Annotated in this window: 11 protein-coding genes and 2 CRISPR repeat arrays; of the genes, 10 read left to right on the forward strand and 1 reads right to left on the reverse strand. The window is 44.7% G+C overall.

The features are described 5' to 3' along the window. Positions 1-294 precede the first annotated feature (294 nt). Entirely contained in the window at positions 295-576 is a 282-nt protein-coding gene (locus tag BZG82_RS12290) for a TIGR03643 family protein (RefSeq protein ID WP_077678466.1), read from the reverse strand. 215 nt (positions 577-791) lie between these two features. Next, positions 792-1,419: direct repeats of the CRISPR family, unit length 28 nt; unit sequence GTTCACTGCCGCACAGGCAGCTTAGAAA. A gap of 134 nt (positions 1,420-1,553) precedes the next feature. Here BZG82_RS12290 and BZG82_RS12295 point away from each other — a divergent pair. The 10 genes from BZG82_RS12295 to BZG82_RS12340 all read left to right on the forward strand — a co-directional run. Then, on the forward strand, positions 1,554-1,802 hold the full coding sequence (locus BZG82_RS12295; RefSeq protein ID WP_077480619.1) for a type II toxin-antitoxin system ParD family antitoxin: 249 nt from the start codon (positions 1,554-1,556) through the stop codon (positions 1,800-1,802). After that, positions 1,799-2,116, forward strand: a complete 318-nt coding sequence (locus tag BZG82_RS12300; RefSeq protein ID WP_077678465.1) for a type II toxin-antitoxin system RelE/ParE family toxin — start codon at positions 1,799-1,801, stop codon at positions 2,114-2,116. The genes BZG82_RS12295 and BZG82_RS12300 overlap by 4 nt, the downstream gene beginning before the upstream one ends. 168 nt (positions 2,117-2,284) lie before the next feature. After that, entirely contained in the window at positions 2,285-3,256 is a 972-nt protein-coding gene (gene cas1f, locus BZG82_RS12305; protein ID WP_077765952.1) for a type I-F CRISPR-associated endonuclease Cas1f, read from the forward strand. Beyond that, positions 3,253-6,642: a type I-F CRISPR-associated helicase Cas3f gene (gene cas3f, locus BZG82_RS12310; protein WP_077765953.1), complete on the forward strand. Its 3,390-nt coding sequence runs from the start codon at positions 3,253-3,255 to the stop codon at positions 6,640-6,642. The genes cas1f and cas3f overlap by 4 nt, the downstream gene beginning before the upstream one ends. Further along, complete coding sequence (locus tag BZG82_RS12315) at positions 6,642-7,439, forward strand: type I-F CRISPR-associated protein Csy1 (RefSeq protein ID WP_077765954.1); 798 nt, start codon at positions 6,642-6,644, stop codon at positions 7,437-7,439. Before cas3f ends, BZG82_RS12315 begins: the two co-directional genes overlap by 1 nt. A 22-nt stretch (positions 7,440-7,461) precedes the next feature. Next, complete coding sequence (locus BZG82_RS12320; RefSeq protein ID WP_241837376.1) at positions 7,462-8,037, forward strand: type I-F CRISPR-associated protein Csy1; 576 nt, start codon at positions 7,462-7,464, stop codon at positions 8,035-8,037. Further along, entirely contained in the window at positions 8,034-8,975 is a 942-nt protein-coding gene (gene csy2 / locus BZG82_RS12325; protein WP_077765955.1) for a type I-F CRISPR-associated protein Csy2, read from the forward strand. Before BZG82_RS12320 ends, csy2 begins: the two co-directional genes overlap by 4 nt. A gap of 11 nt (positions 8,976-8,986) precedes the next feature. Then, positions 8,987-10,030, forward strand: a complete 1,044-nt coding sequence (gene csy3 / locus BZG82_RS12330) for a type I-F CRISPR-associated protein Csy3 (protein ID WP_077765956.1) — start codon at positions 8,987-8,989, stop codon at positions 10,028-10,030. Between the two features lie 9 nt (positions 10,031-10,039). Beyond that, on the forward strand, positions 10,040-10,678 hold the full coding sequence (gene cas6f, locus BZG82_RS12335) for a type I-F CRISPR-associated endoribonuclease Cas6/Csy4 (RefSeq protein ID WP_077765957.1): 639 nt from the start codon (positions 10,040-10,042) through the stop codon (positions 10,676-10,678). Positions 10,679-10,833: 155 nt separating this feature from the next. Further along, positions 10,834-11,822: a CRISPR direct-repeat array (repeat unit 28 nt; unit sequence GTTCACTGCCACACAGGCAGCTTAGAAA). Between the two features lie 296 nt (positions 11,823-12,118). After that, positions 12,119-12,986 (forward strand): HAMP domain-containing protein (locus BZG82_RS12340; RefSeq protein WP_131826237.1); only part of this gene is annotated, 868 nt, incomplete at its 3' end.

Raw genomic sequence — 12,986 nt, forward strand, 5'->3', positions numbered from 1 at the left:
TGTCGTCAAGAAATTTCTATAAAATTGTATTTTATGCAACTAACTTGCTGATATTTAAAGGCTAAATAAGTTATCCGATGTCGATTTACTATCAACAGAAACTGTGGATAAGTAGTTGGATTAGTGTTGTTTTTAACGCATAACTGTTTGAAAAATAAAGCTGTGAGTTAGATTGGCTTTGGGGTTGAAGCACAGACTAAGCGCCAGTAGAAAGTGACAATTTGACTGTCACGTTTCCATAACGTGACAGAGACGATCAATTAACCACTCAGACGCTTCGTCGTGACATCATTTTTATCTACGATTAGCCTTACCGTTAGACGATTTTACTTTATATTGGCTTTTACAATGACTGCGGCCCACAGACGCTGAACGAAGCGCTTTATGCTTGGTTTTACGCCCGTTTGTACGTTCTCGCCATACTTTAAAGCTGCGCGGCTTTAACTCACGGCGCATCAGTGCAATGACATCATCTTGTCGCAGACCATATAGTGTTTCAATCGCCTCAAAAGGAGTTCGATCTTCCCACGCCATTTCAATAATCCGGTCTAAGTCACCAGGCTCGGTCAGTTGCATACGCTCCTCCTCGTAGTAGAGCGATAGATACGGATAAGTCGAGCCACGTGGATCAATAAGGGGAGATGCCTAAATCCGTTATGACCCTTATTTTTTGGCCATTTAAAAATAAACAATAAATACAGCTAGTTACGAAAGGCCCTTTTTAACAAGGGTAAAAGTCCATTTTTAACCTAACGGCCTGTTGTCACTGACGATTATTAAGTTATTCTATTGTTCACTGCCGCACAGTCAGCTTAGAAAACGCCCCTTTTCCGTAAACCTTTTTGCCTAATGTTCACTGCCGCACAGTCAGCTTAGAAAAAATGTTTAAAGAGTCGATAGAGGGTGATTTAGTTCACTGCCGCACAGGCAGCTTAGAAAATACTTATTAACCCCGCTACAAATTTTTTGGTGTTCACTGCCGCATAGGCAGCTTAGAAATTCAGCTTGTTGTATTCTGAATCTTGCGGATTGTTCACTGCCGCACAGGCAGCTTAGAAATGATCATGGACCTGCGCGACAAGGATTCGGTCGTTCACTGCCGCACAGGCAGCTTAGAAAAGATGTTCACGACGTGGATGCGCTGCGCCGTGGTTCACTGCCGCACAGGCAGCTTAGAAATGGTGACGTGATTGAAGTGATGGACAACTTCTGTTCACTGCCGCATAGGCAGCTTAGAAAATACTTATTAACCCCGCTACAAATTTTTTGGTGTTCACTGCCGCATAGGCAGCTTAGAAAAGGATTGTACAGCGTCACGCTGTACAAAGATGGTTCACTGCCGCACAGGCAGCTTAGAAATTTCAAGCACAGGCTCAGCACTGGGTTGCTTTGTTCACTGCCGCATAGGTAGCTTAGAAAGGATTGAATGAGAACTCTTGTGTGCTGCTATATACCTAACGTCGTTCGGCTGAATCAATATGAGTGAAAAAGTTGGGAGTCACTTAAAAAAGCGCTATATTCATTATTCATATTTATGAATAAGTGCGATAGTTATGGCAACAACAAGTTTAAGTTTAGGGGAGCACTGGGAAGTGTTTATTAAAAACGAGGTAGCAAGTGGCCGTTACGGCTCTGCTAGCGAGGTTGTTCGTGATGCATTACGCACGCTTGAGGAACGCAAAACCAAACTGGATGTGTTGCGCGCACATCTTGATGAGGGGGCTCGACAGGCAGCAAGTGACACGTTTGTCGATGATTTTTCAATGGATGAACTGATTAACGACTTGGACGCAGAATCTTGACGGCGAGCCAAACAAAAAAGCAGGTTCGTATTACGCCCAGAGCACGTGATGATCTTAAAAATATTGGTCGTTACACTGAGCGTAAATGGGGAAAAGCACAGCGTAACACTTATTTAAAGCGCCTAGCTACGCGGTTTAACTGGCTAGCAGAGAACCCGCAACTAGGCCAGCATAGAACAGACATTGAAGACGGATACTATTGCTTTCCTGAAGGACAACATCTTGTCTTTTATCTTATCCGACGCCATACAATTGATATCATTGGTGTTCCTCATAAAGAAATGGACATTATTAACCATTTCACTATTGGTTAGTTCGCTTATTGTGATTGATCATTACTTACATCTACATTAATAAAGCGATCTCCCTTCAAACCCTAAACTGTGCCTTGTTTCACGGGCATGCATTGCTATTTTTGTTACCTTTCTAGCGCTTGTGAGTGATGTGCCTTGTCACTCGGGACAATCACGAAAGGGACACGCATGGACGATCTTTCGCCCTCGGATCTTAAAACCATCCTTCATTCTAAACGCGCCAATATGTACTACCTCGAGCATTGCCGTGTGATGCAAAAAGACGGGCGTGTGTTGTACTTGGCGGAGGCGAAACGCGAAAACCTTTACTTTAATATCCCCATTGCCAATACCACGGTGTTGTTGCTCGGGACTGGCACATCAATCACTCAAGCGGCGATGCGTATGCTCTCGCAAGCGGGCGTGCTGGTTGGCTTCTGCGGAGGTGGCGGTACACCACTGCATATGGCAACTGAGGTTGAGTGGTTTACACCGCAAAGCGAGTATCGACCTACTGAATATCTGCAAGGGTGGTTGTCATTTTGGTTTGATGATCAAAAGCGATTGGACGCTGCGCGAACTTTTCAGCTGGCACGCTTAAGTTACTTAAAGCAGGTCTGGCAAGCGAGCCGCGAACTTAAACTTGAAGGGTTTGATGTCGCCGAATTGGCCGGTGCACTCGATACCTTTGTGACGCGTACTGACAAAGCCAGCAAGCCAGCGGATTTATTGCTTACCGAAGCACAGCTCACCAAAGCGCTTTACAAACACGCGGCGAACCGCACGCAAAAAAACGGTTTTAAACGTCAGCTTGAGGCGGACGACCTCGCCAACCGCTTTTTAAATCATGGCAATTACTTAGCCTATGGCTTGGCGGCGAGTTGTTTATGGGTGCTTGGGATCCCGCACGGATTTGCGGTGATGCATGGCAAAACCCGTCGCGGCGCGCTGGTGTTTGATGCCGCGGACTTAATTAAAGATGCCATCGTGCTGCCTTGGGCGTTTATATGCGCTAAAGAAAACGCCACCGAACAAGAGTTTCGCCAGCAAGTTCTGCAAGCCTTTATTGAACACAAAGCGATGGACTTTATGTTCAACACCATCAAAGCCATTGCGTTGCAAAACGACTCCGACGATGAGATGACGGAGCCGCAACGATGATGGTGACTTTTATTTCTCAGTGCGAGAAAAAGGCACTGAAGAAAACCCGCCGCGTGCTTGATGCCTTTGCTAACCGAATTGGTGATAACACCTGGCAAACACTGATCACCGAAGATGGCTTAAACACGGTGCGAAAAATGTTGAGCAAAACCGCCAGCCGCAGCACCGCGGTCAGTTGTCATTGGATTCGTTCTCGCTCCCGCAGCCAGCTTTTATGGGTGGTGGGGAATAAAAATAAATTTAATGCAGAGGGATATGTGCCTGTTAATAGTACAGAGAAAGATTTGCTTAACAGTGACTATGAAAATGACTGGAAATATTTACCACTGATTAAATCACTCGCGAGCATGGCCGCTTTGCTGCACGATTGGGGTAAAGCCTCTTTACTTTTTCAGGAAAAGTTAAATCCAGAAATTAAAACTAAGCATAAAGGTGACCCGCTACGTCATGAGTGGCTATCTTGTCTTCTATTCCATCAATTTGTCGATAATCCAATACACCAATCTCAAGATGAGGCTTGGTTGGCGACTCTTATCAATCAAGGTGTTGATGAATCTTGTTTTAAAATCAATGGATTACAAAGAGAAAAAGCACTTTCTGAATTACCGACAGCAGCAGCGTTAATTGCTTGGTTGATTGTTTCTCATCATCGATTACCTTTGCCAAAAGAAGACGCGTTATGTAATAACCAGCGAGAAGTAGGTAATGCTTCTTTAGAGGAATTGTTGGCTAGAATTACCCCTGCATGGGGTTATGAAAACCGCTTTGATGAGTACAACGCGCTGCTGCCGAAATGTTTTGAATTTCCGTTAGGTCTGCTCTCTAATTCCTCGATTTGGCTCGCTGAGCTAAAGCGTCGAGCGAAAGACTTATTACATCACCTGCCTTTACTCGAACAGGCAATGAATGATGGGAGTTGGCGAGGGATTCTACACCATGCAAGGTTGTGTTTGATGCTAGGTGACCACTATTACTCTTCACAACCTAATGATCATCAATGGAAGACATCGATAGAGCTGTACGCTAACACCGATCCCGTTACTAAAGCGCGTAAACAAAAGCTGGATGAGCACTTAGTGAATGTTGCTAAAGTCGCGGTGAACACAGTGAAGTTACTGCCGTTGTTTGAAACCGAGCCGCTAAAAGCCACCGAGCTCAGCGAGCTGGCACCTAAGGCCAACACGCCTAAAGCATTCCGTTGGCAAGACAAAGCGGTACGCAAAATCAGTGAGTGGCGTGAACACACGGAAGATAAAAGCCAAGGCTATTTTGTGGTGAACATGGCCAGTACTGGCTGTGGTAAAACCATCGCCAACGCCAAAATTATGCAGGCGTTATCTGAAGAGGGTGAAAGCTTGCGATTTATCTTGGCACTTGGCCTTCGCACACTCACTTTGCAAACCGGCGACGAATATAAAGAAAGACTCAAACTGCAAGAGAGCGATTTAGCAGTGCTGATTGGCTCTAAAGCCATTTCGGAGTTGCATCAATCGGGCAAGAAAGTTGAAAAAGACGACATTGAACCTGAACAAGCGGATGCTGGTTCTGAGTCTTTGGAAAGTTTGCAAGATGAATCAGACGAAGTTCGTTGGCAAGGTGTGCTGCCTGAAGAAGAACTGACCACAATTCTTTCAACTGATAAAGGAAAATGTGAGAAATACAGAGCTTTACTTTACGCTCCAGTGCTGGTTTGCACGATAGATCACATTATGGCCGCGACCGAAACCAAGCGTGGTGGGCGCTATATTCTGCCCTGTTTACGTTTAATGTCATCCGACTTGGTGATTGATGAAATTGACGACTTTACCGGTGATGATCTGATTGCGATTGGCCGATTAGTGCATCTGGCAGCCATGCTGGGGCGCAAAGTGATGATTTCCTCTGCCACCATACCGCCGGATTTAGCATTGGGTTTATACAATGCCTATCGTCAAGGATGGAAAGTCTTTGCTGCTAGCCGTGATCGAGTCAGTACTGTTAATTGTGTTTATGTCGATGAATTTAGCGCTGATGTTCAGATGGTGGGCTGCGATGATGCTGATTTAGCTGCTTATGAGGCTTTCCAGCAACGCTTTGTGTCTAAACGTGTGGATAAGTTAAAACAGCAGGTCGCGAAGAGAAAGGCCGATATCATTCCATGCATTAAACAAAATGAACAATCGCTAGAAGAGCAGTATTTCGAGATAGTCAAGCAAGCGGTTTTAGCTAAACACCAGCATCACAACACGTTAGAGCCAGAAAGCCAAACAAGAGTATCGTTTGGCGTGGTTCGGGTTGCCAATATTCAACCTTGCGTCGAATTAACCCAATATCTACTGAGCTGTGATTGGCCCTCCGATACTGAAGTGCGCTGTATGGCTTATCACAGCCAGCAAGTGCTGTTGTTACGCCATGAGCAAGAAAAGCATTTGGATGAAGTACTCAAACGCAAAGAGAAAGCGGATGAACTGCCCTGTGCATTTGCTCATCCAGTGATTCGTGAACACCTAACTGCTTGCCAAGCGAAAAACCTGATTTTTATTCTGGTTGCCACCCCAGTTGAAGAAGTGGGGCGTGATCATGACTTTGATTGGGCGGTGATTGAACCCTCATCTTTTCGTTCGATTATTCAAATGGCAGGTCGAGTACGTAGACATCGTGATGGTGAGATTCAGGAGCCCAATATTGGTTTGTTGCAATACAACGTCAAAGGCTTCAAGGGAGGCGCTGAGCGGGTGTTTAATCATCCCGGCTATGAAACAGACAGTGCCACTCAACTTGCCACTCATGATTTATCTGAGTTAGTGGATAAAAAGTCGCTGTTGCATGCGGTCAATGCCGTTGTCCGTATTCAAAAGCGAGCAGGGCTCGAACCGCGCAACAACTTAGCGGATTTAGAGCACTTTGCCACCGCGAAAACCCTTGGCATCGATCAAATTGGCAAACCACAGCAAGCCAAGAACAGTCGTCAGGATAGATACAACCGCAATCGTCGGAGTAGATCGCCGCAGTCATGTTGGTATGAGCATCTGCACGGTCATATTCACGGCTACTGGTGGCTGACCGCACTGCCGCAACACTTCAAACGCTTTCGTAAAAGTGAACCTACAGTCCAAATCTACTTAGTTAAAAAAGAGCGCAGCATCGAGTTTTGTTTGCGTGAAGAACCGGGCGGCTTACACCCGATTGAACGCACCTTGAATATTGAACATCTGCCACTGACACCAAAGCAACAACAAAAACTTTGGCTACAGCGTGATTACAGTGAGTTAGTCCGTTTATACAGTCCAAGTCCTGAGCAAGAGTTTGCCACGTCAGTGCGCTATGGCGAAATCAGTTTTATCTACCGTGAAGGTAACCAGCAATATAGCTACAACGACCAACTAGGATTGGTTAAGGTCAAATAATGGAAAAAGAAAAGAGTGAAGTAAAGCAAAGTCTAGACAAGTTGATAAAAAACAGACCGGATTTAGCCTTTAAAAAAACTGACAATAACGGTAAAGAAAAACCTGACTATTTTAAGGTCTTGGATGCGGTGTTGAGGCTTAGCCCGCAGAGTTATTTGCCTAAGTCGATTCCTGAGTGTGATGCCTGTTTATTGATGACTAGTTCTATTAATGAAGGAGCGACAACATTCAAATATGAGAATACTTTTAAATTTATGTGTGAAATTAGTCATCCAAAACTGGATGAGCTGTGGAGTTTACTTGATATTTCTAGTGAGGAAGCAGAAGTTTTGATTGAGCTTTCAGAACGTTTTTACGCTGAAAGGTTAGAAGCATATTTCTTTTTTAAAGATGGTATGGCTCATGATAAAGTAGCTAACTTTGAAACCGAATCTGTAGCCGGGGTGATCAAAAAGATCGCAGAAGGTAGCAAGCATGGCACTGTGATTAGTCATCCTTCTAAAATGAGTCATCCTTCTTGTAAATATCCGAGAGTGTATTCTACGGATTTTAAGAAATATCAAGACGGCTATCTTCGAAGTGGTAATGCAGAGGCATTATTTGATCTACACATCAATGCTACTCAATTGAACGTCTACAAATTCCTGTCTTTGAAAATAAACGACGTTTATATTTTAGAGCACTTAAAAAATTCTAATGTCGCATTGCTTGCCGAAACATTCGGACTTAGTGGAGCGTTTTTTGAGAATATTGTGAACCAGTCGTTCACCTCAAGCTTACTCTGGGAAGAAAGCTAGAAAGAACAATGATTATCATGAACTGGGTTACAAAACGTTATCAGATCTTACGGTAATAAAGCATGGTGGTGATCATCCTAAAAATATTTCTGGTTTAAATAATAAATACCAGACTTACTATTTGTTATCGTCCATACCGCCGGAGTTAATACCGCGTGATATTCGTTTGCCGAAAACGGATTTCTTTAAAGAGAGTTTTACCGCTTGGCAAGCCAAAGAAATCCTTGAAGCGCTGCATCGACTTTTTCTCACCGACTACAACAACATTAATATTCGTGATGGGCGCGACTACCGCATTCAGCAATACGTTGATTTGGTGATTGAAAAAATGTGGCAAGTGCGCCTGTTTCTTGAAGACTATTCCGGTGAATTATCGAGTGCGTTGCCTTTGGAGCAAAAAATCTGGCTCTATCCAGAGTTTGCAGAGCAGCGTCAGCAAGAGGATGAGTGGCTCGATAAAATCACTCGCCACATTGCCCGTGGCTTAATCAATCAGTACAGCCGCAGCAAAGTGATCCCCAATCCCGTCACATTGGCAGACCAAGAGCTGCTGGCAATAGAAGAGGTGGTTGCCAGCAATAAGGAGAACTTGCGATGAACGTATTGCTTTTACCGCATCTTAAAATTCACAATGCCAATGCATTTTCAAGCCCCTTTACTATTGGCTTTCCGGCCATGACGGCATGGTTAGGCTTTGTGCATGCCTTAGAGCGCAAGCTCAGCCAAGCAGGGTTATCCGATCTCATGCTGCATAGTGCTGCGGTGGTGAGCCACCGTTGTGATGTACAGACTTATAAAGACGAAGGCGATTTTGTTAATTCTATTTTAGGAACAAGAAACCCGAGTATCTTTGACGGACAATTCAAAAAAAAATACGGTTCTAGATACCAGTCCAAATTTGAAGCGCCACTGACAAGTCCATCATTTATCGAGGAGCCACGCTGCCACTTAGACGTCTCTTTAGTCATTGAGTGGAGTGGCAATGAAGATCAAGTTCAGCAGTCAGACTTTACCCAGCAGTTGCAAGCAGTGATCGCGACGATGAAAGTGGCAGGAGGCGACGTTCTTTCCTTTGGGAAGCCCTCCGTTAAATCTGTGATTACGGAGCAGGATACTGCCCAAGTCCTAGGCCAATTAATGCCAGGCTATGTGCTGATTGAACGTCGCGATTTAATGATTGACGCCATGCAGCAAGGTGATGACGCAATAGATGCGCTGCTGGGTTACCTCACCGTACACCACCATTGTAAACAGCTTGAAGACCAAAGTGTTGTTTGGCATAGCCAGCGCAAGACGAGTGGCTGGATTGTGCCTATTGCCACCGGATTTCAGGGCATATCGAAATTAGGAGAGGCAAAAAATCAGCGCGATCCATCAGTACCGCATCGCTTTGCCGAAAGTGTGGTCACACTGGGTGAATTTGTCATGGCGCACAAAATCAAACATCTCGATGACATCCTTTGGCAATACCACCCCGATTTAGAAAACGATCTTTACCTTTGTCAGCCAGTTAACGCTATCAACGAACATCAATAAGGAACAATCTCATGGCTAAAAATAACGATACCGCCTCAGTTCTCGCATTTGAAAAAAAGCTTGTCCCATCGGATGGTTACCTCTTTGGATGCCAGTGGGAAACCAAAGAGCAAGCAACACCATTAGCCCTGCAAGAAAAATCGGTACGTGGCACGATTTCTAATCGCTTTAATAAGAAAGATGCAGRCGATTTCAAAAAAGATCCAGCTAAACTCGATGCAAAAGTTGAAAGTCCAAATTTGCAGCGAGTGGATGCCTGTGCGTTGGGGCAGGATCACGACACTTTGAAGCTCCATTTCACACTCAAAGTATTAGGGGGTCTTGCCCAACCTTCGGCATGTAACAATACGCTGTTCAAACAGAGTTATAGTGCTGCGGTTTCGCAGTACATTGCCAAATATGGATGTTTTGAGTTGGCGAAACGCTATGCCACCAACCTTGCCAATGCCCGTTTTCTATGGCGAAACCGAGTTGGTGCAGAAGACATTGAAGTGCAAGTCAAGGCATTGAACAAAGGGGCTGAACAGGCGTGGACTTTTAATTCCAAACAATTCAGTACTCGACACTTTGATCATAACGATCCACAGATCAATAGTTTGGCCGACAGAATTGCTCAGGCACTTGCCAGCGAAACGGACCATTTGATGCTGCAAATTGACTGCTACGCGAAGGTGGGTAAAGCCCAAGAAGTTTACCCAAGTGAAGAGTTAGTGCTGGATAAAGGCAACAGCAAAACCAAGAAAAGTAAAATCCTGTATGCAGTTAATGAACATGCTGCGATGCACTCACAAAAAATTGGTAACGCACTGCGTTCCATTGATACTTGGTACCCAGATTACGCATCTGAAGAGCAAAGTGCAGGAGCCATTGCGATTGAACCCTATGGCGCTGTCACTAATTTAGGAAAGGCGTTCCGTACCCCGAAAGACAAGCAGGATTTTTATACCTTCTTCGATAAGTGGGCGCGCGGTGAAAGTTTGCCCCGTGAAGAAGATGAACATTACGTCATGGCTGTATTAGTGCGTGGTGGAGTTTTTGGCGAAAGTGACAAATAGGTGGCAGTGATGAACTACTACCAAGAGATCACCTTATTGCCAGACGCCGACATAGCAGTAGGCTTCCTGTGGCAAAACGTCTTTCAACAAGTGCACATTGCTTTGGTGGAGCACAAAGTGGCGAGCAACCAATCTCTGGTTGCGGTCGGTTTTCCTGATTATCGTCAAGCAAAGTTTCCGCTTGGCAGTAAGTTGCGTCTCTTTGCAAAAGAGCAAACGACATTGGAAACGTTGGATATCCACCGCTGGCTAACTCGGCTAGAAGACTATGTACACATCAAAGGCATCAAACCCGTACCAAACGATGTAACTTACGTAAGCTTTGTACGCAAGCAGGTGAAATCGCCCGAACGAATAGAGCGGGATATGCAGCAAAAAGCCGCACTATGGGCAGCAAAATCTGGCAAACCGCTGGTGGAATGTTTAGCGGATTTGCAACAAAGCAAGCCGACAGCGTTGTGCACCTTGCCGTTTATTTACTTGCATAGCCAGCAAACCAAGCAACGTTCACCAGAAAAAAACAGCAAGTTCCCGCTGTTTATTGAGATGCAGCAGCAAAGCACATCACAAGATGGGAGCTTCGATTGCTATGGTTTGAGTGGCAAAGCGAATGGGCAGTCAATATTGGCGACCGTACCGCACTTTTAAATTGAACAAAAAAGGGTAGTTTTTACCCTTTATTTTTGCTCTTTAAAAATGTGCTTTAAATACAAATGGTTGCAATAGGTGAGTTTTAACAGGGTAAAAAGATGATTTTTACCCTAACAGCCTGTTGCAGCTTATTTTTATTGGTTTATTCTATTGTTCACTGCCACACAGGCAGCTTAGAAATGTTCATCCTGAAAGGGTCTGCGACGCGGCAAGTTCACTGCCACACAGGCAGCTTAGAAAACTCCTAAAGATACCAGCCACCACGGTTAACAGTTCACTGCCACACAGGCAGCTTAGAAATCTATATCGTCTTTTGTAAGCTCAAAGTGCATGTTCACTGCCACACAGGCAGCTTAGAAAGCGATTTGAGCGAAGTAAAGAACGACACGGCAGTTCACTGCCACACAGGCAGCTTAGAAAAATGAGCACGTCTACCCGCGTTTACGATTACTGTTCACTGCCACACAGGCAGCTTAGAAAGGTTGCAAGTCCTTTAGGGTGATGGTTGTCACGTTCACTGCCACACAGGCAGCTTAGAAATGACAGAACTTGTCAAAATCGGCGGGCTTGGTGTTCACTGCCACACAGGCAGCTTAGAAAGCCATAATCACCTATAAACAAAGAGATACACCGTTCACTGCCACACAGGCAGCTTAGAAAGCTTTTTTTATCTGCCAATCGTGCAGCTCAGGGTTCACTGCCACACAGGCAGCTTAGAAAGTCAGTCCTCACGTGTGAGATCGGTAACGACGGTTCACTGCCACACAGGCAGCTTAGAAACCTGTGCCTCTACCACCTTACGCATTTTGGTAGTTCACTGCCACACAGGCAGCTTAGAAAAATATTGCGTGTCCGGTTTTCGGCCTTGGTGCGTTCACTGCCACACAGGCAGCTTAGAAATAGTCAGAGCGGTGTGCAGGTTGAAAAGCTAAAGTTCACTGCCACACAGGCAGCTTAGAAATTCTGAGTTCCACATAGACAGCAAGCTATTCGGTTCACTGCCGCACAGGCAGCTTAGAAAGCGCCGTTGCGTTGGTCAACGCCGCACTTTTCGTTCACTGCCGCACAGGCAGCTTAGAAATCCCGCGTGCCCTGTGGTTTCGTCATTTTTTGGTTCACTGCCGCACAGGCAGCTTAGAAATGATAAATTCAGGCCGCGGATCGTTCACTATCGCATTGGTAGCGGAACGAGCATTATGAATGGTTCGTTCATTAGTGAGGGTGTCTTGTTTTTCTACAAAATGACCAACTAACTATACTCTTTCGTGGCTTGGTATGTAACTCGACGTCTATCGTTAGATTTATTTCTATTAAATAATCAAAAACTTACTATTCGCATGGTTATCATTGCCTAGATTTTTTAACCTAAGCCGAGATTCTCTTCTATGCTAACTCAGTAAAGAGGTTTTTACGGATGTTGAGTGCTAGGAGTTGGGTATGAACATCAATAACACCATGAAGTTAGTGTTCTTTATTATTGGTGCAGGAATTGTCGTTAGTTTTGTCACGATCATCCAACTAAATGGGCTGATGAATAAAGTTGATGAAATGGCACAAGTTCGGTATGCCTCGTATCAAACTGCCGATGAATTAAGGCAAAGCTCTGACGATTTAACCCGTCTGGGGCGAACGTATGTTGTAACCGGTGACGATAAATACGAAAAGATGTATATGGACATCCTAGCCATTCGTAACGGTGAGAAACCTCGGCCCGTTAACTATCATACGATTTATTGGGATTTGGTATTAAATTACGGACAAAAACCTAAACCAGATGGTAAAACTATCTCTCTAGACCAGAGGATGAAAGATCTGGGGTTCACTGAAAAAGAGTTTGATTTTTTAAAACAAGCACAAGCTAACTCAGATGGGTTAGTCAACATGGAAGTCAAAGCCATGAATGCGGTGAAAGGGCTCTATCCTGATAGTGGCGGTAACTATACCGTTCGTGGTGAACCCGACAAACAAATGGCGATTGAGCTATTGCATAGCTCTCAGTATCACCAAGAAAAAGCAAAAATCATGAAACCCATCGAAAGCTTTTTTATTGCGTTAGAAGAGCGCACAAGTGCGCAATTTGATGCCGCTGCCGCCAGTGTGAAAAAAACGGTACTAATCGGGAATATTTCGTTAGCCGYTGTGGTTGTTATTGCGGTATTAGGTTATGTCATCACTAAACGGAATGTCGTTAACCCAATTGATAGAATGGCGTCAACACTCAAACAAGTAGACGATAACTCTGACTTAACACTACGCGTGGATGACACTAAGAACAATGAAATAGGTACGATTGGTAGTACTGTTA

It is taken from the genome of Salinivibrio sp. PR5, from assembly GCF_001996085.1.
In the GTDB taxonomy this organism is placed as follows: Bacteria; Pseudomonadota; Gammaproteobacteria; order Enterobacterales; family Vibrionaceae; genus Salinivibrio; species Salinivibrio proteolyticus.